Source organism: Lactobacillus sp. UMNPBX12 (genome assembly GCF_002553955.1).
Lineage (GTDB): Bacteria > Bacillota > Bacilli > Lactobacillales > Lactobacillaceae > Lactobacillus > Lactobacillus crispatus.
Genome location: NZ_PCYY01000024.1, coordinates 1 through 23,351 on the forward strand (window position 1 = coordinate 1; position 23,351 = coordinate 23,351).

The 23,351-nt window shown below is 38.2% G+C and carries 21 protein-coding genes; 20 read left to right on the forward strand and 1 reads right to left on the reverse strand.

What is annotated here, in order from left to right:
- The first annotated feature begins 176 nt into the window (after window positions 1–176).
- The 4 genes from CP363_RS08705 to CP363_RS08720 all read left to right on the forward strand — a co-directional run bounded on the left by CP363_RS08705 (window position 177) and on the right by CP363_RS08720 (window position 5,647).
- Window positions 177–1,568 carry an amino acid permease gene (locus CP363_RS08705; protein ID WP_005722362.1) on the forward strand — a complete coding sequence of 464 codons (1,392 nt, stop codon included), beginning with the start codon at window positions 177–179 and terminating at the stop codon, window positions 1,566–1,568.
- 115 nt (window positions 1,569–1,683) lie between these two features.
- Window positions 1,684–2,640: a thymidylate synthase gene (locus tag CP363_RS08710; protein WP_065990872.1), complete on the forward strand. Its 957-nt coding sequence runs from the start codon at window positions 1,684–1,686 to the stop codon at window positions 2,638–2,640.
- Between the two features lie 9 nt (window positions 2,641–2,649).
- On the forward strand, window positions 2,650–3,159 hold the full coding sequence (locus CP363_RS08715; RefSeq protein WP_098036146.1) for a dihydrofolate reductase: 510 nt from the start codon (window positions 2,650–2,652) through the stop codon (window positions 3,157–3,159).
- Between the two features lie 85 nt (window positions 3,160–3,244).
- Window positions 3,245–5,647 (forward strand): HAD-IC family P-type ATPase, encoded by a 2,403-nt coding sequence (locus tag CP363_RS08720; protein ID WP_098036147.1) that lies wholly within the window; start codon window positions 3,245–3,247, stop codon window positions 5,645–5,647.
- A gap of 41 nt (window positions 5,648–5,688) precedes the next feature.
- On the opposite strand, the gene CP363_RS08725 is transcribed toward CP363_RS08720, so the two are convergent.
- Entirely contained in the window at window positions 5,689–6,630 is a 942-nt protein-coding gene (locus tag CP363_RS08725; RefSeq protein ID WP_005720295.1) for a DNA/RNA non-specific endonuclease, read from the reverse strand.
- A 418-nt stretch (window positions 6,631–7,048) separates the two neighbouring features.
- On the opposite strand from CP363_RS08725, the gene CP363_RS08730 reads away from it, so the two are divergent.
- The 16 genes from CP363_RS08730 (at window position 7,049) to CP363_RS10840 (ending at window position 23,335) form a co-directional block, all read left to right on the forward strand.
- Window positions 7,049–7,903, forward strand: coding sequence for a MetQ/NlpA family ABC transporter substrate-binding protein (locus tag CP363_RS08730; protein ID WP_054832833.1), 855 nt, complete (start codon window positions 7,049–7,051; stop codon window positions 7,901–7,903).
- Between the two features lie 12 nt (window positions 7,904–7,915).
- Complete coding sequence (locus CP363_RS08735) at window positions 7,916–8,980, forward strand: methionine ABC transporter ATP-binding protein (protein WP_005720297.1); 1,065 nt, start codon at window positions 7,916–7,918, stop codon at window positions 8,978–8,980.
- The gene (locus CP363_RS08740; protein WP_005722357.1) at window positions 8,973–9,674 is read left to right on the forward strand and encodes a methionine ABC transporter permease; all 702 of its coding nucleotides are present in this window, start codon (window positions 8,973–8,975) and stop codon (window positions 9,672–9,674) included. Before CP363_RS08735 ends, CP363_RS08740 begins: the two co-directional genes overlap by 8 nt.
- A gap of 130 nt (window positions 9,675–9,804) precedes the next feature.
- Window positions 9,805–11,208 (forward strand): class II fumarate hydratase, encoded by a 1,404-nt coding sequence (locus CP363_RS08745; protein ID WP_005722356.1) that lies wholly within the window; start codon window positions 9,805–9,807, stop codon window positions 11,206–11,208.
- Between the two features lie 12 nt (window positions 11,209–11,220).
- On the forward strand, window positions 11,221–12,597 hold the full coding sequence (locus CP363_RS08750) for a flavocytochrome c (RefSeq protein ID WP_098036148.1): 1,377 nt from the start codon (window positions 11,221–11,223) through the stop codon (window positions 12,595–12,597).
- A gap of 196 nt (window positions 12,598–12,793) precedes the next feature.
- Window positions 12,794–13,723: an L-lactate dehydrogenase gene (locus CP363_RS08755; RefSeq protein ID WP_005720302.1), complete on the forward strand. Its 930-nt coding sequence runs from the start codon at window positions 12,794–12,796 to the stop codon at window positions 13,721–13,723.
- 138 nt (window positions 13,724–13,861) lie between these two features.
- Window positions 13,862–15,178 (forward strand): C1 family peptidase, encoded by a 1,317-nt coding sequence (locus CP363_RS08760; RefSeq protein ID WP_013086260.1) that lies wholly within the window; start codon window positions 13,862–13,864, stop codon window positions 15,176–15,178.
- A gap of 252 nt (window positions 15,179–15,430) precedes the next feature.
- Window positions 15,431–16,129, forward strand: coding sequence for an RraA family protein (locus CP363_RS08765; RefSeq protein ID WP_098036149.1), 699 nt, complete (start codon window positions 15,431–15,433; stop codon window positions 16,127–16,129).
- A 16-nt stretch (window positions 16,130–16,145) separates the two neighbouring features.
- Window positions 16,146–17,615: a DASS family sodium-coupled anion symporter gene (locus tag CP363_RS08770; protein WP_013086261.1), complete on the forward strand. Its 1,470-nt coding sequence runs from the start codon at window positions 16,146–16,148 to the stop codon at window positions 17,613–17,615.
- An 81-nt stretch (window positions 17,616–17,696) separates the two neighbouring features.
- Window positions 17,697–18,488: an alpha/beta fold hydrolase gene (locus CP363_RS08775; RefSeq protein WP_089149860.1), complete on the forward strand. Its 792-nt coding sequence runs from the start codon at window positions 17,697–17,699 to the stop codon at window positions 18,486–18,488.
- Between the two features lie 80 nt (window positions 18,489–18,568).
- Window positions 18,569–19,624, forward strand: coding sequence for a [citrate (pro-3S)-lyase] ligase (gene citC, locus CP363_RS08780; RefSeq protein WP_013086263.1), 1,056 nt, complete (start codon window positions 18,569–18,571; stop codon window positions 19,622–19,624).
- Entirely contained in the window at window positions 19,614–19,907 is a 294-nt protein-coding gene (gene citD / locus CP363_RS08785; protein WP_005720311.1) for a citrate lyase acyl carrier protein, read from the forward strand. Before citC ends, citD begins: the two co-directional genes overlap by 11 nt.
- Window positions 19,908–20,822: a citrate (pro-3S)-lyase subunit beta gene (citE, locus tag CP363_RS08790; RefSeq protein WP_013086264.1), complete on the forward strand. Its 915-nt coding sequence runs from the start codon at window positions 19,908–19,910 to the stop codon at window positions 20,820–20,822.
- Complete coding sequence (citF, locus tag CP363_RS08795; protein WP_005722920.1) at window positions 20,812–22,353, forward strand: citrate lyase subunit alpha; 1,542 nt, start codon at window positions 20,812–20,814, stop codon at window positions 22,351–22,353. The genes citE and citF overlap by 11 nt, the downstream gene beginning before the upstream one ends.
- A 335-nt stretch (window positions 22,354–22,688) precedes the next feature.
- Window positions 22,689–23,144, forward strand: coding sequence for a DUF441 domain-containing protein (locus CP363_RS08800; RefSeq protein ID WP_098036150.1), 456 nt, complete (start codon window positions 22,689–22,691; stop codon window positions 23,142–23,144).
- Between the two features lie 29 nt (window positions 23,145–23,173).
- Complete coding sequence (locus tag CP363_RS10840) at window positions 23,174–23,335, forward strand: hypothetical protein (protein WP_005720315.1); 162 nt, start codon at window positions 23,174–23,176, stop codon at window positions 23,333–23,335.
- Window positions 23,336–23,351 lie beyond the last annotated feature (16 nt).

The window sequence follows — 23,351 nt, forward strand, 5'->3', positions numbered from 1 at the left end:
AGGGAAATAAATCAGATAAATATTTAAGAAATTAAGGTTAGACTAATGGTTCACAACCTACCGCAAAAATATTGACACTTACATTTTTAATTTGAACCTTGACAAAATGGTGATTTAACCAGTAAATTAATTGCGGGTTATTAATTAGGATAGATTAATTATTGGAGTTGTGAAAATTGAATAAAAAATCTAAAGCTCCTCAACTCAAACGAACAATGACAGCAGGTCAAATGGAAATGATCTCTCTTGGCGGTGCTATCGGTGTTGGTTTGTTTATGGGGTCAACCTCGACTATTAAATGGACCGGTCCATCAGTACTACTAGCTTACATGTTTGTTGGCTTAATTTTATACATTGTGATGCGAGCACTAGGAGAGATGCTCTATATCAATCCTGGTACAGGTTCATTTGCTGATTATGCAACAGAATATGTGCATCCCTTAGCCGGCTATTTAGCGATGTGGGCCAATGTCTTTGAATATATTGTAGTAGGAATGTCCGAAGTAGTCGCGGCAACTGAATATTTGAAGTACTGGTGGCCAAATATTTCAGCATTGTGGTCGGGCATAATTATTATTGCCTTTCTGCTTTTGGCCAACTTAGCTAGTGCTAAAGCCTATGCTTCATTAGAATTTTGGTTTGCCATGATCAAAGTAGTAACAATTATTCTAATGATTATTTTAGGCTTTATTGTTATTTTCTTTGGCGTTGGTAATGGGGGACATCCAACTGGCTTTAGCAATTTATGGTCTCACGGTGGTTTCTTTACTGGTGGAATAAAAGGATTTTTCTTTTCAATGTCAATCATTGTTGGTTCATATGAAGGAATCGAGTTATTAGGTATTTCTGCTGGAGAAGTAGCTAATCCACAAGAGGCAATCGTTAAAAGTGTTAAGTCAGTTTTGTTTAGAATTCTAATTTTCTATGTCGGAGCAATTTTTGTCATTGTAACGATTTATCCTTGGGATAAATTAGACAGCCTAGGTTCACCATTTGTAACGACTTTCGCTAAAGTAGGGATTACTGCGGCTGCTTCAATAATTAACTTCGTTGTTTTAACAGCGGCTCTTTCTGGAGCTAATTCAGGAATTTATTCTTCAAGTAGAATGCTGTTTAAACTGTCACATGATCATGAAGCTCCTGGTATTTTTAAGCATATTTCTAAGCGAATTGTACCCGATCGGGCAATTATGGGCATTTCTGGTGGTATTTTTATTGGTTTTGTTTTGAATGTAATTGCTTCGCAATTCAATCATTCAGCCAGTGACTTATTCGTGATTGTCTTTAGTTCCTCTGTTTTACCAGGGATGATCCCGTGGTTTGTGATTTTGCTGGCTGAATTAAGATTTAGACGACATAACAAAGGTGCAATGCAAGATCATCCATTCAAGTTGCCTTTGTATCCATTTTCGAATTATTTTGCCTTTGCAATGTTAATACTGATTGTGATTTTTATGTTTATCAATCCTGATACAAGAATTTCAGTTATCGCTGGGGCACTAGTCTTGATTGTGGCAACAATTGTCTACTTAGTCAGACATAAAAGTGAATTTAAGAAAAATAATTAAGGTGATTATTCACCTTTTTATTTTTTGTATGAAATACTAAATCTATGGTTTTTCATTATCCAACATACAAGATCTATGGTATGTTAGAAGAAATGTTTTTTGAAAGGTGAAGATAATGGCAATTCTTGAACAACCATATTTGGATTTGTTAGAAAAAATTATGACTGAAGGACATGACAAGGATGATCGAACTGGTACTGGAACTAGATCATATTTTGGTGCCCAAATGCGTTTTGATTTGACACAGGGCTTTCCACTTTTAACGACTAAAAAGGTGCCATTTGGTTTGATTAAAAGTGAATTGTTGTGGTTCTTACGGGGCGATACCAATATTCGCTTTTTGCTAGAGCATAACAATCATATTTGGGATGAATGGGCCTTCAAAAATTGGGTTCAAAGTCCTGAATATCAGGGTCCTGACATGACTAATTTTGGTTTGCGTAGTCAAAGTGATCCAGAATTTAATCAAGTTTATCAAGCAGAAATGAGGAAATTTAATCAGCGCATTCTTGATGATCCTGCTTTTGCCCAGAAATATGGCAACTTAGGTGATGTCTATGGGGCACAATGGCGTCATTGGGAAAAGCGGACAGGCGGTTTTATCGATCAAATTGCTGACGTGATTAAGCAAATTAAGGAAACGCCAGATTCTCGTAGAATGATTGTCACGGCCTGGAATCCGGAAGATGTGCCAACTAGTGCTTTGCCACCATGCCATGTCATGTTCCAATTTTATGTAGTCGATGGCAAAATTAGCGTGCAGCTTTATCAAAGAAGTGGTGATATGTTTTTAGGCGTGCCATTTAATATTGCTTCATATTCGCTGCTCTTGAACATGATTGCGCGTGAAACCGGCTTAAAAGTGGGTGAATTTGTACATACTTTAGGGGATGCACATATTTATCGCAACCACTTTAGCCAAGTGAAGGAATTGCTGAGTCGGACGCCATATGATTCACCTGAATTGTGGCTTAATCCTGAAAAAAAGCACATTGAAGACTTTGAAATGAAAGATATCAAAGTGCTGAATTATCAGCACCATGGCACGATCAAGGCACCGGTTGCAGTTTAGGAGGTCTCAATGTTAAGTTTTGTTTGGGCTGAAGATCAGCAGCATGGTATTGGCATCGATGGCCATTTGCCTTGGCATCTGCCGGCTGACTTGAAGCATTTTAAGGAAAAGACCATAGGTCATCCGATCATCATGGGGCGAAAAACCTTTGCGAGTTTGCCTCACTTGTTACCAGAGAGAAAACATATTGTTTTAACTCATCGTCAAGAATTAAAGCAAAAATATGCGGGTAATGAGCAAGTGAAGATTGTGTCCACATTAGCTGAATTAAATGAATATCTTCGTCAACATCAGACTGAAGAAATCTGTGCAATTGGTGGAGTTTCAATCTTTAGGGCGTTACTTGATCAAGTTGATCTTTTAGAAAAAACAGAGATCAAAGCTAATTTTAAAACTGATACAGTGATGCCAGCGATTAACTATGATGATTTTGAATTAGTTAGTCGCGAAGAGCATCATCATGATGAAAAGAACAAGTATGACTATACTTTTTTAACTTATCATAGAAAAAATAGATAATTGTTAAAAAGTCTCGCAGAGTTGCGTGGCTTTTTTATTTTTCGCTATAATGGATGAAAGTATTTTCAGTATAGGACAGAAAATTATGACAGATAAACAAATAACGGGATTAACTCAAGCTGAAGTTGATCAAAGAATTCAAAATGGACAGGTTAATCAAGCCATTGATGACCAGTCCAAAACAGCTACTCAAATAATTCGAGAAAATGTCTTTACTTATTTTAACTTGATTTTTGCTATTTTGGCTGTGCTATTGGTGTTTGTTGGTGCCTGGAACGATCTGACTTTTTTACCAGTGATTGTTTTAAACACGATTATCGGTATTGTGCAGGAGCTTCGTGCTAAAAAAGTTTTAAGCAAGTTAAACGTGATGAATGCGACGGAAATTATCGCGGTGCGTGATGGGCAAGAAGAAAAAATTACCATCGAAAAATTGGTTCAAGATGATGTCATTCTTTTACAAACTGGTGACCAGATTCCAGCTGATGCGCGGGTAATCTCAGGTGAGCTGCGGGTTAATGAAGCCTTGTTGACAGGTGAATCTGATGAAATCACTAAGACTAAAGACGCAGAATTAATGTCAGGTTCTTTTGTAGTTTCTGGTAAGGCTTATGCCGTCTTAGAAAAAGTGGGTAAAGACTCATATATTTCTAAATTAACGATCAAAGCAAAGGCAATGGGCAGTGTTGAACAATCTGAAATGGTGCGTTCAATCAATCGTCTGGTTAAATGGGTCGGCATCATCATTATTCCGGTGGGAATTGCCCTATTTAGTCAGAGTTTCTTTTTGAATAATATTGGACTCAAGCGTAGTATCACTTCCATGGAAGCTGCTTTAATTGGGATGATTCCAGAAGGGCTATATTTATTGACTACGATTGCCTTAGCTCTAGCTGCTATGCGATTAGCGCGACAAGAAGTAATGCTGCACGATATGAAGAGTGTTGAAACTTTAGCCCGAGTAAATGTCCTTTGTGTAGATAAAACGGGAACAATTACCGAACCGAAGATGGCCGTAGAAAAAGCTGTTAGTAGCAAGAATTTTACTGGTGATTTAAGTAGCATCATTGCGGATTTTGCTAAAAACATGCCAGCTGATAACGCGACGATGAAGGCGATTCAAGCCTATTTTAAAGATGGAACCAAAACAGCGGATAGCATTTTGCCTTTTACCTCAGTCAATAAATATTCTGGTGTAATTTTTGGCAATCAGACAACTTTAATTGGTGCGCCTGAAATGGTTTTGCGTGATCAATTTGCGCAATATCAAACTGAATTTGAAAAATATGCCGCAGAAGGCTACCGGGTGTTGATTGCGGCTAATTATCCTGGCATATTAACTGAAGATAATTCCGCCTTAAAGGAAAATGTACAAGTTCTCGGTTATATTTTATTGTCGAATCCAATTCGTAAAGAAGCCAAGTCAACTTTTCAATATTTTAACCAGCAAGGTGTTGATATCAAGGTTATTTCTGGGGATAATCCGGTAACCGTTGCTCGAGTAGCTAAGCAAGCTGGAATTAATGGGGCAGATAAGTATATCGATGCGCAAACTATTAAAGATGGTGAATATGAGCAGGCCGTGCAAAACTATAATGTCTTTGGCCGGGTTAAGCCTGATCAAAAGCGAAAGTTTGTCGTTGCTTTGCAAAATCAAGGTAATACCGTAGCCATGACTGGAGACGGAGTTAACGATATTTTAGCGATGAAAAAGGCGGATTGCTCAATCGCTATGGCTTCTGGTAATAGTGCTGCAGTGCAAGCTTCACAAGTGGTTTTGCTCGATTCTAATTTTGCTAAAATGCCGTTAGTGGTGAACCAAGGCAGGCAAGTAGTTAATAACATTCAACGTTCAGCCAGCTTGTTCTTGGTGAAAAATATTTTTTCATTCTTGATGGCCATCTTCTCTTTGATTATGACAATCAATTATCCGCTGCAGCCAGCCCAGATCACATTGATCTCTGCATTTACAATTGGCTTGCCGTCGTTTTTATTGGCCTTAGAAAGCAACCACAAGCGAATTCGTGGAAAGTTTATGCCAAATGTTTTAGCTCGGGCAATTCCAGGGGGCTTAACAGATTGGCTGGCAGTTGCAATTTTAGTCATTGCAGGGGCCTCTATCTCACTTGATCATGGTCAGGTAGGCACGACAGCGACTATGTTGCTAGTCTTAGTTGGTTTTATGGTGATGTATCATATTTCGGCACCAATAAACAAATTTAGACTTGCTGTTATGGGCTTATCAGTTATCTGTATTATTGGCTCAACTATCTTTTTCCCAAGATTGTTCTCATTGACAATGCTTAATAACAAATCATTATTTATTTTGGCGGTCTTATTCTGTGCGGCAGTGACTATCTTTAGATGGTTATCTAAAATTTTGGATGGAATCGCCGAAGTGTTGGTTGTCTTTGATCAAAAAGGAAAGAACATGACTTTTGCGGAATTCAAGGAAGCATATGATCGTGGCAAAAATAATGTGAAATAAGAAGATAATGAAAAAGCCAGAGTTTTGCTCTGACTTTTTTACTACCTTAATGATTTTCGATATCCAGCAGCTTGTGCGGCAGCTTCACTGTTGAAGTAAACTGCATTAGCTGATGACATATGATAATTTTGCCCATTCATTACATGGTAGATCTTACTGCGACGATTGCCAACGACTCGGTGTTCTGCAGTGGATACAGTACCTTTGATATGGTGAATGGTTCGTTTCTTGGTTACTCGAGAAGTGGATCGTTTTCTAGATTTTACATGTTCAGCAATAGTACTAGACCCATGTTTAACCTTAGAAGTACCGGTCTTGTAATTAAGCAACATACCAGGTTGCTCATTAAAAATGTAGACATTAAAGCGAGGCCCGTTTTTGCTAGTTGCTTCGGCTTCCATTTCAACGCCGTTAGCTAATAGGTCATTCCCTTTAAATATTGGAGTAACCCGATAGCGTACATAGTTTTTGCTCGAACTACGTAAATATTCAGCAACCTCATTTTCATATTTAAGCATATCCGGATCATTTAATTCACGCGTACCGGTAATCAAATTGCGTGGATTGTTGTTTTGACCAGTCAACTGATAGCCGATTAGATGGCACCGATTATACAACCAACCACTAGCGATTCGTTTATTATGCCAGCCGGTCGGATTCCAAGTTAAGGCCGCACGCTGACTATGTGGCATTAATCTTTTATTTAGTAAAGCATTAGCAGCATGAGCTCGGTTCAAATAATCTAATTGGCTATATTTTTGCCATGGACCTTTTTTCTTGCTCAATGTACTCTTAGAAAACTGCGGCTGATCATGATCAACGGTCACAATTTCTTTGTTGTGGTATTTCAAATTGACCAATGCTTTATCTGAAACAGCATAGACGGTTTGATTGTTGCATGGGACATTAGTATTAGCAAAAGAAATGAATCCAATTGCTGCAGCTAATGAGAGAGCAAAACTTCGAAAGCGATTTTTCTTCATTTTTTCTCCTTAGCAAAAATAAATTATTTAACTATATCCTAATTATACAATGAAATCGCTTTTATCTAATAAAAATTAAAAAAGATGTTGACTAGATTAAAATAAGATGATAACTTATTTATAACAAATCAAGAAAACAACATCTTGAAGGACTGAGTAACTAGAACTTCTATTGATAAAGAGAGCCAGCGTGGTGGTGAAAGTTGGCAAATAGGAGCTAGTGAATATGGGTTTGGAACGATGACCGGTGGTGATATTTAGCTATCGGCGGGGCTGCATCCGTTAACAGTGCAGGCTATTTTTTGATAGCCAGTGAGGTTGATTACGTAAGTGATCAGCGAATTAAAGGTGGTAACGCGGGCACTCGTCCTTTTGGGATGGGTGCTTTTTTATTTTTATCAAAGTAGGAGTGTATTTTATGAGAAAACGGAGAAGAAGAAATACCATTATTTGGACGATCATTGGGATACTGATCGTGATTGCAGGTTGGTTTAGTTTTGGTCCAGGAATTCCCAGTCAAAATCAGGCAAAAACTGTTACAGTCGGAATCGTTGGGGAAAGTAAAGCCGAAGCCGCAATTTGGAAGTCAATTGCTAAAACGGCTAAGGAAAAATATGGTATTACCTTAAAAACTAAGAACTTTACGGATTACAACCAACCTAACAAGGCCTTGAAGTCGGGCGATATTGACATGAATGCTTTTCAACACTATGCCTTCTTAAAGGATTGGAATAAGGCAAATCACGGTGGCGTTGTCGCCATTGGTAGAACCTACATCGCACCGATCAGACTTTATTCACGCAAGTATCATAAATTGAGTGACTTACCTGATGGTGCCACGATTGCAGTGCCTAACGATGCTACTAACGAATCAAGAGCACTGTTTGTTTTGAAAAATGCCGGCTTAATTAAGTTGAAGAAGGGTAAGACCTTAGTTACTGTAGCTGATATCACCAGCAATCCAAATAACTACAAGATTAAGGAAATCGGTGCTGAACAAACTGGTCGAGTATTGAATTCAGTTGACGCTTCTGTAGTAAATAATGATTATGCTGGTCCTGCTGGCTTGACTGATAAGCAAACGATTTACATTGAACCAATTAACAAAGATTCAAAACAATGGATTAACATTCTTTGTGTCAAACAAGGCAAACAAAAGGACAAGCTTTACCAAGATGTCGTCATGGCTTACCAAACTGCAGAAACTAAGAAGCTAACTAAGAAATACTATGGCAATACGCAAATTGCAGCCTGGGACGTTAAGTTGAAGTAAGGAGGATCAAAAATGAGTATTGTTGAATTAAAAAATGTAGAAGTGGCCTTCCCTCAGAAGAAGGGCGAACCAGTTAAAGCAGTGAATAATGTTTCTCTTTCCATTGAAAAAGGCGACATTTATGGAATTGTAGGCTTCTCTGGCGCCGGCAAGTCAACTTTAGTTAGAACGGTCAATCTTTTACAAAAACCAACTGCCGGTAGTATTACCGTTGATGGCACTGAATTTGTTAAAGATGGCAAGCAGGTGATTTCTAATAAAGAATTGCAATTAAAGCGCAGAAACATCGGAATGATCTTCCAGGGGTTTAACCTATTAAATGAAACGACTGTATTAGAAAATGTAGCCTTTGCCTTAAAACATGAAAAGTTGAGTGATGAGGAATTAGAAAAACGGTCATTGGAACTGCTTGATCTGGTTGATTTAAAAGATAAGGCTGACTTTTATCCAGCTGAATTATCTGGTGGGCAACAACAAAGAGTAGCGATTGCTAGAGCTTTGGCTAATAATCCAGATATTTTGATCTCTGATGAAGCAACCAGTGCCTTGGACCCACAAAATACGCAACAAATCTTGGACCTGCTTAAGCGTTTGAACAAAAAGTTCCACTTAACGGTCATCTTAATCACGCACGAAATGGATGCTGTTAAGAAGATTGCCACTAAGGTCGCCGTCATGGAACACGGCAATGTGATTGAAGACGGCAGTTTGCGAGATGTCTTCTTACATCCTAAGCAGGATTTAACCAAGAAGTTTGTTGGTGGATCACTTGAAGCGATTTCTACTTTGAATTCATTGGCGCTTGATAAGCTTGGCAAAAATGAAGCAATTTATCAATTAGTTTACAGCGTAGCTAATGTGACTAAATCAATCATTATTGAATTGTATAAGCAAATTGGCGTAGAAGTTTCAATGCTTTATGGGAATGTTGAACTTTTGAATGAAGAACCAATTGGTACTTTGGTGGTATTGGTGAAAGGCGATCCAGCTAAGCAAAAGCAAACACAAGAATTTTTGGCTAAGCAAAATGTGACATTTACACGTTTAGATGAAAAGGGGAATGTATATCATGATTAGTTTCTTAAGTAAATATTTACCCAATGTTGTTCAACTTGGCTGGGGCGGAGACGCTGGCTGGGGCACTAGTATTTTTCAGACCTTATTTATGACTTTTTGGTCAGCTATCTTTGGTGGCATTCTTGGTATTATCTTTGGCGTGATTTTAGTTTTAACTAAGGATGGCGGGATTCGGCCCAATAAATTCTGGTACAATTTCTCAGATAAGCTAGTTTCAATCTTCAGAGCGATTCCGTTCATTATCCTGCTTGCCTTTGTTGCACCAGTTACTCAAAAAATTGTAGGTACACAGATCGGAATGAAGGCAGCCTTAGTACCATTAACTTTAGGCGTATTTCCATTTTATGCTCGTCAGGTGCAAGTTGCTTTAGAAAGTGTTGACCCAGGTAAGGTTGAAGCCGCAGAAAGTTTGGGCTCAACTGCGCGTGATATTATCTTTGATGTTTATTTAAGAGAATCTCGCTCAGAACTGATTCGTGTTTCGACGGTGACGATTATTTCTTTGATTGGTTTGACTGCAATGGCTGGTGCTGTAGGTGCCGGTGGTTTAGGTAATACCGCTATTTCATACGGTTATAACCGATTCAATAATGATGTTACTTTAGTAGCTACTGTATTAGTAATTATTTTGATTTTTATCGTTCAAATCATTGGTGACTTCTTTGCTAAAAGAATGAATCACCAGTCTAGATAAAACTATGATCCAGGAAAAATCCTGGGTCTTTTTTTGGAATGAAATTGAAAAAGAAAGCCTTTACAGGTATTATAAATGGTGATTGATAATTAACGCAAACCTTATAGAGCTTAATAAGGAGGAATATAATATGAGCGAAGAAGAATACCGTGTTGAAAGTGACACTATTGGTCCAGTTAAGATCCCTAAAAATGCTTTATGGGGCCCTCAAACTGAAAGAAGCCGCAATAACTTCCCAAGTGGTGAATTGATGCCATTGCAAATTATTCGAGCATTTTTACACTTAAAGAAGGCAGCTGCAGAAAGTAACGTTGAAGTTGGCGATGAACCAAAAGAAAAAGGCGAAGCAATTGAAGATGCAATTGATCATTTGCTAGCTTTAAGCGATACTGACTTGCGTAAGGACTTCCCACTTCATGTTTTGCAAACCGGTTCAGGTACTCAAAGCAACATGAACGTTAACGAAGTTGTAGCTAACTTGGCTAATAAATTGCACCCAGGTTTAGATATTTTGCCTAATGATGATGTTAACCGTGGTCAATCATCTAATGATACTTATCCAACTGCAATGAATATTGTTGCCGTTGAAGCATTGGACAAGTTGGAACCAGCAATTCAACACTTAATTGATGAATTAGTTGTTAAAGAAAAGAAATATTGGAAGACTGTTAAAGTTGGTCGAACCCACTTACAAGACGCAACGCCTTTGACTTTTGGTCAAGAATTATCTGGCTATATTTCTGCTCTTAAACATGACTTATCATATATTCGTGAATTGAAGCCAACTCTCTACGAATTAGCTATTGGTGGGACTGCTGTAGGGACTGGCTTGAATGCAGCACCGGGAATGACCGAAAAAATTGCTGGTAAATTATCAGAAGTCTATGGTCATAAATTTGAAGTTAAAACTAATAAATTCTGGGGCTTAGCTCACCATTCAGGTCTTGATGTAGTTCATGGTGCCCTTAAAACATTGGCTGCTGATATGTTTAAGATTGCGCAAGATATTCGTTTACTTGCTTCAGGTCCGAGAGCGGGCTACCATGAATTAAATATTCCAGCAAATGAGCCAGGTTCAAGTATTATGCCAGGTAAAGTTAACCCAACTCAGGCAGAGGCTGTGACAATGGCTGCTGCTAAAGTATTTGGTAATGACACCACCATTACCTTTGCTTCTAGTCAAGGTAATTTTGAAATGAACGTCTTCAAGACAGTCATCATTGCATCATTCTTAGATAGTTGTGATATTTTAACTGGTACAATTACTGGTTTTGCTGATAAAATGATTCATGGCTTAACGGTTAATGAAGAAAGAATGGATGAATTACTTGAGAATTCATTAATGACCGTTACTGCCTTGTCGCCACATATTGGCTATCATGCTGCTGCTAAGATTGCGCAAACTGCTGATAAAGAAGGCACTACTTTAAGAGAAGCTGCTTTGAAGAGTGGTAAAGTTACTGAAGAACAATATGATGAATGGATGGACTATATGCAAATGACTAATGTTGATAAGTCTACTCCAGAAGAATAGGGAAAGTAAGAAATGCCAAATACAAAAGAATTAAAGAATAAATATGATGCTATCGTTGTTGGCTCAGGCGGAGCAGGTCTGACTGCTGCACTTCAAGCTCATGAACTAGGTCTAAATGTTGTTGTGCTTGAAAAAAATGAGAAAACTGGTGGTAACACTAGTCGTGCTTCAAGTGGAATGAACGCTTCTGAATCTTTGGTTCAGCTTGACGAAGGGATCATTGATAATAACCATGACTTCTATGAAGAAACTTTAAAAGGTGGAGGTTTATTAAATGACCGTGCCATGTTGAAGTACTTTGTTAACCACTCTGCTTTAGCTATTTCATGGTTGATGAAATATGGTATTCGTTTAACTGATTTGACCATTACAGGAGGGATGAGTAAGAAACGTGCTCACCGTCCTGCTTCAATGGAACCAGTTGGATTTTATCTAACTTCACGAATGACAACACAGGTGAAAAAAGCGGGTATTGACATCTTTACTGGTGCTAAAGTTACCAAGTTGTTGCAAGATGCTAAGAAGCGCGTTAATGGTGTTGAAGTTGAGACACCAGATGGCATTAAAACAGTTAAAGCTAAGGTGGTTCTTTTAGCTACTGGTGGCTTTGGTGCTTCCAAGGATATCATTAAGAAGTATCGTCCAGACTTAGTTGACTATAAGACTACTAATCAGCCAGGGGCTACAGGCGATGGACTGAAGCTTGCTGAAGCACTTGATGCTCAACTAATGCAAATGAACTTCATTCAGGTTCACCCAACTGCAGATACTGATAATCCGCATGTTTATTTAATTGGTGAAGGTCTGCGCGGTGAAGGTGCTATCTTAGTTAACAAGAATGGTCAACGTTTTGTTAATGAATTAAGTACACGAAAGATTGTTTCTAGTGCAATTACTAATTTGCATGAAGATGGGGCATACTTGATTTTTGACTCAGGTGTACGGGCTCATTTTGCTGCAGTTGAGTTTTATGACCAGATTGGTTTAGTAGAACATGGTACTGATTTGGCTGATTTAGCTAAAAAAATTGGCGTAAATGGTGCCAACTTAGAAAAGACCATTGCCGCTTGGAATAAGTCCGTTACAACTGGTAAGGATAAAGAATTTGGCAGAACGACTGGGATGGATCGTGAACTTGATCGTGGTCCATACTTTGCAATTCATGTTCATCCAGCAATTCACTATACTATGGGTGGTATTCATATTAATACTGAAACTCAAGTACTTGATACTAATGGTAATGTAATTGATGGATTATTTGCAGCTGGTGAAGTATCTGGCGGACTTCATGGAAATAATCGAATTGGTGGTAACTCAATTGCCGAAACAGTTATTTTTGGTCGTCAAGCAGGTATTCAGATGGCTAAATATGTTCGTGAAAGTAAATAATATAAGAAAGATTATGTAAAGAGAGCGGTTGGTTAACTGCTCTTTTTCGATAGAAATAATAACACTGGCGAGATTTTGATGGGATATTATAATTTATAATTATGGAATAAATCGTGTCTAATGAAAGCGCTTAGTGTATAATTAATCATGTAGATAAAAAACAGTTTATAAACATTTGAAAGGACTAATTTAACTTATGAGTAGAAAAGTATTTCTTGTTGGTGATGGTGCTGTTGGTTCAACTTTTGCAAATGACTTATTGCAAAATACAATTGTTGATGAATTAGCAATTTTTGATGTAGCTAAGGATCGTCCTGTTGGTGATTCAATGGACCTTGAAGATATTACGCCATTTATGGGTCAAACCAATATTCATCCTGCAGCCGATTATAGTGATGCTAAAGATGCTGACGTTTGTGTGATCACTGCTGGTGTTCCTCGTAAGCCAGGTGAAACTAGACTTGACTTGGTTAACAAGAACGTTAAGATTTTGGAAAGTATTGTTAAGCCAGTAGTTGAATCAGGATTTAATGGTGTCTTTGTTGTTTCCGCAAACCCAGTTGACATTTTGACGACTTTGACCCAAAAGTTGTCTGGTTTCCCTAAGAACCGTGTAATTGGTACTGGTACTTCACTTGATTCAATGCGTCTTCGTGTTGAACTTTCAAAGCGTTTGAATGTCCCAGTTGCTAAGGTTAACTCAATGGTTCTTGGTGAACACGGTGATACTAGTTTTGAAAACTTTGATGAATCAACAGTTGCAGGTAAGGCACTCCGTGATTACTCAGAAATCAACGATGATGTTCTAGCAGAAATTGAGACCGATGTGCGTAAGAAGGGTGGCAAGATCATTGCCAACAAAGGTGCTACATTCTACGGTGTTGCAATGATGCTTACTCAAATTGTCTCAGCTATTTTGGACAATCGTGCAATTTGTTTGCCACTTTCAGCTCCGATTAATGGTGAATACGGTATTAAGCATGATCTTTACTTAGGTACCCCAACCGTTATTAACGGTGAAGGGATCGAAAAGGTAATTGAAACTAAGCTTTCCGATACTGAGCATGCTAAGATGATTAACTCAGCAGACAAGATGCAAGAAGTTTTGTCAGGTATAAACCTTTAATTGATCATTAATTTTATTAAAAGCCCTAGTTGTCAAAAAAACTAGGGCTTTTTCTTAATGACAAAAAAGCTAGAAAATAGTATTATATAAGAAAAGATTAATAAAAAGATTAAAAGATAAGAATTAACGAGGTATATCATGACAGTTATTTCACAACAAGAAATTGAAGGCTTTTCTGAAAGCTTTAATTCTAATCCTGAGAATAAAGTAGCTTCTCGTGCTGCTCGTCGTAGTGGTTTGCTTGAAGCTTCATTTAATGACCGCGTATCAGAACGACTTAACCATGTCTTTTCAACTGAACTTGATATTGGCGGTGTAACTGATCAGAAGCATTCTGGTCGTTGCTGGGAATTCACTACTTTGAATGTTTTGCGCCACTACTTTGGCAAGGAAAACAAGGTCAAGGATTTTACGTTCTCACAAGCTTATAATTTCTTCTGGGACAAGATTGAACGTGCTAACGCTTTTTACAATGCAATTATTCGTTTAGCAGATAAACCTTTGACTGATCGTCATGTCCAAGCATGGCTTGAATTTGCTGGTGAAGATGGTGGTCTTTGGACTATGGCCATTAACTTAGTTAAAAAATATGGTGTAGTACCTTCATACGCAATGCCAGAGAGTTTTAATACCAATAATACTACTGCTTTGGCTGAGAACTTGGCTCGCAAGGAACGAAAAGATGCGCTTGTTTTGCGTAAATTAGTCAGTGAAGGTAAGAAGGATGAAGCAGAAAAAACTAAGAAGGAATTCTTGAACGAGATTTATCGCATGGTTTCTGTAGCCTTGGGTGAACCACCAAAGAAATTTGACTTAGAATATCGTGATGATGATAAGAAATATCACTTGGAACGTGATCTGACACCACAAGCTTTTGTCCAAAAGTATTTCAAGAGCTTTAATTTCGATGATTATGTTGCTTTGTCCAACATCCCTAATCATGAATACAACAAAGTTTACCATTTGCCACTTTATGATAATGTTGCTGGTGGTGATCAAGTTAAGTATTTGAATGTACCAATTGAATATTTAGCTCAAGCTGCAGTGGCGCAACTTAAGGCAGGTGAAGCAGTCAGCTTTGGTAATGACGTTTTAAAGCAAATGGAAAGAAAGACTGGTTTTCTTGATACCGACTTGTACAAGACTGATCAATTATTCCACGTAGATACGCAAATGAGTAAGGCTGACCGCTTGAATACAGGGGAAGGTTTTGCCACTCATGATATGACTTTAGTTGGTGTTGATGAAGATAATGGTCACATTCGCAAGTGGAAGGTTGAAAATTCTTGGGGTGATAAATATGGACACAAGGGCTTCTACGAAATGAGCGAGCCATGGTTTGAACAATATGTTTATGATGTGATTGTGAAGAAAGAATTTTTACCAAAAGAATTGCAAGAGTTGCTTGATCAACCTGCAATTGATGTAATGCCTTGGGAAAACTTTGGTGAATAAGATCAAAATAACAAAGATCAAGTAAAGAGATCTGGTTTAATTAGCCAGTTCTCTTTTTTTGCATAATTATTTGAGTTTAAATAATTCAAAAAATAAGTAAAAAATCAAAATAATTCAAAATTTGTAACCGCTTAATCCATTGATAAGTGTATAATACTAATTGTGAGTTGTGATGAGTTTTAGTTTTTATAAAAAGGCTTGTTTAACAATAACAAGATAGATTAGGGAGCATAAAGAGGGGAGAGCTACTCTATGCCTGTAGGAAAAAGAATTTATTTAAAGAGGCAAATGCCTGATCCAAAAGTTGTAGCTGGTTTTAAAAAGATCCCAGCTTCTAATACCGCGGATTGCATGGAACGAAATTGTGCTATGAATCCTAGAATTAAGTTAATGTCGAATCCTGATGAGGAAATGGTTGGTCCAGCGTTTACGGTTCACACCAGGGCGGGTGACAACTTAGCAATTTATGCGGCTTTAAAGTATTGCCAGCCAGGCGATGTGATTGTCATCGACGACGAGGGTGATAACACTAGATCTTTGATTGGTGAGGTAATGATGTCTTACTTACGCTATCAAAAGAAAATTGCAGGTATTGTAATTGGTGGCCCAATTCGTGATATTGATAATTTAAGAAATTGGAAACTGCCGATTTATGCAACCAGTACTACCCCAGGTGGACCATATAAAGAAGGACCTGGTGAAATAAATGTACCTGTTGCTTGTGGGAATGTTAGTGTTAACCCAGGTGATGTGATTTTAGGGGATGCTGATGGAGTAATTTGTATTCCACGTAAAGATGCTCCTGAGATTTTGCCTAAGGCACAAGCTTTTCATGAGCAGGATGAGGCTAAAGCAATTGCCTTTAGCAAAGGAGAAGTTGATTTAAGTTGGGTAGATAAAAGCTTAGCAGATAAAGGCTTTGACATCATTGATGATGTGTATCGTCCATAGAGAATAGGGGATTCTTATGAAAACTTTAGAAAAAGTGAATTATAAAGGCTTTATTTGGCCTTTGATCGTTGGAATTGTATTGTGGTGTATTACTCCATGGCGCCCAAGTGGCCTTTCGGTTCAGGCATGGCAAATGTTTGCCGTTTTCGTTGCCACAATTGTAGGGTGTATTACAAAACCTTTGCCAATTGGTGGTACAACCTTAGCTGGCTTGGTAGTAACTGTTTTAGTTGGCTTAGCACCAATGAAGGACGTTACAAATGCAAAAGGTATGGTAGTTAATCAAGGCGTGCTTAGTTCATTTGGTAACTCTGCTGCATGGTTAATAGCTATGGCCTTCATTATGGCTCATGGTATTAGTAAAACAGGTCTAGGTAACCGTATTGCCTATATTATGATTCAAAAATTTGGTAAGAGGTCATTGGGTATTGGTTATGCGATTACTGGATTGGAATTAATTCTCGGTGCCTTAATTCCATCGAACTCAGCTCGTACGGGTGGGGTCGTTTGGCCAGTTGTTGAATCTGTTTCAAAAGAAGGCTACGATTCTAAGCCAGATGATGCTTCTCGTAAAAAGATTGGTGCCTACATTGACTTTACTGCCTTTCATGCCAATATTTTATCAACGGCTTTGTTTATTACCGGTGCTGCTCCTAACATGGTGGCTCAACAATTAGCCGCACAAAAGGGCTATCAAATGTCTTGGGCAGGTTGGTTTTTCACTGCAATCGTACCTGTTGCTGTATTGGCAGTAATCATTCCATTTGTTATTTACAAGATGTACCCACCTGAGATTAAAGAAACTCCAGATGCTAAGAAATGGGCTGATGAAAAATTAGCAAAAATGGGACCAATGTCAACTCCAGAAAAAATTATGATGTCAGTCTTCATTCTTTCAATTGTTTTATGGGTTTTGTCTGGTTTCTTTAAGATCCCACAATTAGATGCGACTTTTGTTGCCTTCCTGGCTGTAACTATTTTGATGATTACCGGTGTGTTAACAATGCAGGATGCTCTGAAAGAAACTGGTGCTTGGAATATCTTGATTTGGCTTTCTATCCTGATGTTCATGGCTGGTAAGCTGATTTCATACGGATTTATTGATTGGTTCTCCAAATTAGTTCAAAATGGTCTTCATGGTGTTAGCTGGGGCTTTGTATTGGCAATTCTAGTTTTGCTTTTGTTCTACACCCACTACTTCTTTGCAAGTGGAACTGCACATATGACCGCTCTTTATTTGCCATTCTTGTCTGTTGCGGTTGCAACTGGTGCTCCTTTAGGCCTTTCCGCAATGCTTTTAGCCTTTACTGGTGCAATCAACGCATCAACCACTCACTATGCTAATGGTCCTGCCTCAATTTTGGCTACTACTGGCTATGTTAAACAAGGTGAATGGTGGAAGATGAATTTTGTCCTTGGATTAATCTATATGATTATTTTTGGAACTGTCGGAGTTCTTTGGATGAAGATTATTGGTTTATGGTAAAAAATAAGCAATCTGGAATCACCAGGTTGCTTTTTTTGCGCCATAATAGAATTGAGTAATCAAAATGAAAGAAGATTAAAGATGAAATTTAAAACTAATGACGATGTAATTTTGCATTATACCGATACGGGGGATGAAGATAAGCCTGCTTTGATTGGGATCCCAGGTATAGGGGGATCTTGTCAAATGTGGCAAGATTTAATTGCCTTATTTAAAAATGATTATCGTTTTATTATGCTTGATCCACGCAATCAAGGACAGTCCGAACGAACCTATCGTGGACAGCGGATTAGTCGTCATGCAGTTGACTTAGAGGAGCTATTAGTTAAGCTCAATTTGCATGATGTAGTAGCTATTGGAAATTCCATGGGGGCTGCCAATATTTGGGCATATTTGTCAATTTATGGCAAAGGTAGACTAAAGGCAATGGTTGATTTAGACCAGTCACCAAAGATGATTGCGGATAAGAGCTGGAAGTATGGCTTTAAAGACCTAACTTGGGATAATTATCCTGACATGCTTAAATTTGATTTTGGCAAGGCTTTTTACCATCACATTGATGAAAAAATGTTTTTGGCTGCTAAAAAGGAATATCAAGAATTCCCATATGATCCAGCCGAAAACTATAACTGTTTAGTTGAACATGCGGAGCAAGATTGGCGTGACATGATTTTGGATACGCAGGTTCCCATGCTGGTAATTGCTGGGGAAAAATCGCCATTTTTTAATGCAGAATTTACCCAAGCGATAAAAATGCTGAATCAAGATGTTCAAACGGCGATTGTACCGGAATGTGGGCATTTGCCTCAGGCTGAGCAACCAGAAAAAACGCATGAGATTATTGCTGAATTTTTGAAAAATTTAAAAAATTAATAGATAAATTGAAATAATCAAACTAAGAGAGTAAACTATATTTGTGAAAACGATTACCGAAATAGTAAGGCGGCATATTTATGGATAAAGTCGTTGATTTGTTTTTAAACGACGCTACAACTAGGCAAAAATGGGAAAACTTGTTGGAATCATTGGGGTTAAATGATTTTAGTGAACGCGAAGTTAATGTGATTGATCATACTATTGGGCTAGAAGATGAGGAAGGCAATTTAGTTGGTACTGGTAGTGTGGCTGGTAATGTCTTAAAGTATATCGGAGTCAAGAATGATGCCGATACGCAGGGGGCTCGCTTTAATAAAGTGGTTACAGCCTTAACGCAATATTTGACTAATGATGGAATTTTCCATTCCTTTGTCTTTACTAAAGCAAAGTATGCAACTAGCTTTGAGCACTTGCACTTCAATTTGTTAGCCAAGACGGATCAGGCAGCCTTTTTAGAAAATGGAATGCCTGATGTGAAGGAATTTGTGGCTGAAGTGCCCGAAATAGCAGATCAAGAGCATAAGAAGGTCGCTGCAATAGTCATGAATGCAAATCCGTTTACCTTGGGTCATCAGCATTTGATTAAGATGGCTAGTGAAGAAAACGATTTGGTTTATGTCTTTGTTGTGGCTAATGATGTTTCTTTGTTTAGCTTTGATGAGCGCTTCAAATTGGTGCAAGAAGGTACTAAGGAGTTTAGTAATGTGAAAGTAATCTCTGGCGGAGACTACATGGTTTCACCAGCTACTTTTCCAGCATACTTCTTAAAATCACCTGACGATTTAATTGCTGTACAAACGGTGATAGACGCGGCTGTCTTTAAGAATCAAATTGCACCAGGACTGAACATTACCCGTCGTTATATTGGTAAAGAACCAATTTCAAGAACGACTCACTTTTATAATGTTAGCCTAGCGCATGAGCTTGGTCCTGAGATTGAAGTAATCGTAATTGATCGCTTGGAAAAAGACGGTCAAATTGTTACTGCCACTAAAGTTAGACAGCTGATCAAGGATGGCAATTTAAAAGAGATCAATAAATTCGTGCCGGAAACGACTTATGAATTTATTAAGCAAAACATGCAGAAATTGCAGTCTAAAATTGAGAAAGGAATGAATATTGATGGAAATTAAAACCACAGCAGTTGCGGGAACACTTGAGAGTTCAGATATCCAAATCATGATTTCAAAGGGTTCTAACGGCATTGAGATTGACCTTGAATCAGAAGTAAAAAAGGCCTATGGAGATCAGATTGAAAAGGTGATTACTGACACCTTAAAAGCTTATGGCTTAGAAAATGCCAAGGTTAAAGCAACCGATAAGGGAGCACTGGATTGTGTAATTAAGGCTCGTACTTTAGCAGCTGCACAACGTGCAACCGAAACTTCAGACAAGCCAGATTTGGAGGTGCTCTAAATGACATACGTTAAGAATCGTTTGCGTAGAACCATGATGTTTGTACCTGGTAATAATCCAGCTATGATTAAGGATGCTGGCATTTATGGTGCAGATTCGATTATGCTTGATTTGGAAGACTCAGTTTCATTAACGGAAAAAGATGCTGCCAGAATGTTGGTCTATGAGGCAATTAAGACAGTCGATTTCGGTGGCAGTGAAATTGTAGTTCGTGTTAATGGTCAAGACACGCCATTTTACGATGAAGATGTTAAGGCAATGGTAAAAGCCGGCGTTGACGTTATTCGCTTGCCTAAAACTGAATCAGCTGCAATGATTCAAAAATTGGTAAAGGATATCGAACATTGGGAAGATGAATTTGACATTGAAAATGGTTCTATTGGCGTGATGGCTGCCATCGAATCAGCCAAGGGTGTCTTAAATGCCCCAGAAATTGCAACCGCAACGCCTTTAATGATGGGCTTGGCGGTATCTGGCGAAGACTATACTGCAGATATGCATACTCATCGTTATCCAGATGGTCGCGAATTGGAATTTGCGCGTAACATGGTTTTACAAGCAGCTCGGGCCGCAGACGTATATGCCTTTGATACAGTGTTCTCAAATATGAAGGATACTGAAGGCTTCTATCGTGAAACTAACTATATCCATGAACTAGGGTATGATGGCAAGAGTTTGGTTAACCCACGTCAAATTCAAATGGTTAATAAGGTCTTTAATCCAACTAAAGAAGAGATTGAGCAAGCTAAGAATGTTGAAAATGCCATTCGTGAAGCCAAAGCTAAGGGCTCAGGCGTTATTTCACTTAATGGTAAGATGATCGATAAGCCAGTTGTAGAAAAGGCTACCAGGGTTTTGGAAACAGCGAAAGCTTCTAACTTGATTGATAAAGAAGGTAACTACATTGGAGAATAAAGTAAAACGCGAATTACCAGATGATTTAATGAAAAAAATGAATTTGAAACCATTTGAAACTACTGAAATTGGTCATCCTGAAGTTAAGCGGGTTGCTCCAAAGGTAAGAGTTACTACTGGACAAAATAAGATTATTGATTCACTTGATGAGGTAATCAAGAATAACCTGAAAGATGGTATGACTATTTCATTCCACCACCATTTTAGAAATGGGGATTATGTTTTTAACTTGGTAATGGACAAGATTATTAGTATGGGTTACCAGGATTTAACCTTGGCTCCAAGTTCACTTACTGGTGTTATGAATGATAAAGTTATCGAAGCGATTAAAAAGGGAGTAATCACTAATATTACTTCTTCGGGTATGCGCGGTTCACTAGGTGATTTTGTTTCACATGGCGGCTTGAAGAATCCTGTAATTTTCCGCTCACATGGTAATCGTGCTCGTTCAATTGAAGAGGGCGAGATTAAGGTTGATGTTGCCTTCTTGGGTGTGCCAGTATCTGATCCCGCAGGTAATGCTAACGGTCAAGATGGGGATGCCGTCTTCGGCTCATTGGGTTATGCCCTAATGGATGCTCGCTATGCTAATAAGGTTGTTTTATTAACTGATAATATTGTTGATTATCCAAATACGCCTGCGTCAATTCAGCAAGATCAAGTGGATTATGTGGTTAAAATTGATAAAGTCGGAGATCCAGACAAGATTGGTTCTGGTGCCACTCGCTTTACCAAGGATCCTAAGGAACTCAAGATTGCTCAAATGGTTAACCAGGTAATCATTAACTCTCCATATTACAAGCAAGGGTTTAGCTTCCAAACTGGTTCTGGTGGTGCTGCATTAGCTGTCACCAGGTACTTACGTCAAAGTATGATTGATGATGGCATTACTGCATCATTTGCTTTGGGTGGTATTACTAAACCTACCACTGACTTACTTGAAGAAGGTCTAGTCAGAAAAGTTATGGATGTGCAGGACTTTGATAAGGGTGCTGCCCAATCAATGGCTAACAATAAAAATCAACAAGAAATTGATGCTTCTTGGTATGCCGATCCTCATAATAAGGGTGCAGTGGTTAACAACTTGGATGTTTCAATCTTGTCAGCTTTACAAATCGATACTGACTTCAATGTTAATGTTATGACTGGCTCAGATGGTGTCATTCGTGGAGCCGTCGGTGGTCACCAAGATTCCGCAGCTGGTGCCAAGATGACGATTATTACAGCTCCTCTTGTTCGGGGACGTAATGCGACTGTTGTTCCAAGAGTAGAAACTATTGTTACTCCAGGTTCATCAATTGATGTTTTAGTAACTGAAAGAGGAATTGCCATTAATCCAGCTCGCCAGGATTTAGTGGATGCCTTTAGTAAGGTGCCAGGACTTAAGATCTTGGATATTAATGAATTGCAAAAAATGGCTGAAAAACAAGTTGGTGTACCAAAGCCACTTGAATATACTGATCGTACAGTTGCCTTAGTTGAGTATCGTGATGGTACTATCATTGATACCATTAAGGAAGTTAGGGATTAGTTCAAAACGAAATGTATGAATAAGTAATCACAAAGGTGTCACGAAAGTGGCATCTTTTTGTTTTTATTAAAATGTTTAGTTGTATTTTTGCAAGAAACGTTTTTTAATTATTTGTGCAAATATTTTATTTTCAAGCATAAATATCTGCACTGGTTCTTTGCGTAAAAAAACACCTCGTTTTAAGAACGAGGTGCGCGTATACATATATTTTTCTGAGTAGTTTTATTATGACACAAATTAGATTGATTTTCACTTATTTAGACTCATTATTTTGTTTTGATGAATATTTTTGTTAAAGTGAACTAATGCTAATGATTTTTTGAGGGGAGATAAATATGGAAAGTTGGTTATTTCTAGCATTGGTGCTAGTTGTAGCGTTATTGGGTAAAAACATGTCATTAATTATTGCAACGGAAGTGGTAATGGTGTTTAAATTATTACCGTTTACTAGTAAATGGCTGCCTACTATTCAAGCAAAGGGGATTAATTGGGGCGTAACTATTATTTCGGTTGCAATTCTAGTTCCTATTGCGACAGGACAGATTGGCTTTAAGGATCTGATTAAAACTTTTAAGTCGCCAGCTGGATGGATTGCCATTTTAGCGGGAATTGCTGTAGCTATCTTGTCACGTTATGGTGTTGATCAATTAGCAGCGGTGCCACAGGTGACGGTTGCATTAGTTTTAGGTACTATTATTGGAGTAGTGGTTTTCAAGGGTGTAGCTGCAGGTCCTGTGATTGCTAGTGGAATGACATACTTAGTAATTACGCTGTTTAACCTACATTTTTGAGGTATAATTATGAAAAGTGAGGCGATTTAATGATTATTGTACATGAAAATACGCAAGAGCGATTAGATGACTATCTTGAACACCGTTTGCGTAATTATGAAATAATCACGCCGCCGATTCCTAAGAAACCTGAGATTGTCACTCAAGATGATCATAAACAGAAAAATCGAAAACAAAAAAGGGACCATTAGGTCCTTTTAATTTTGG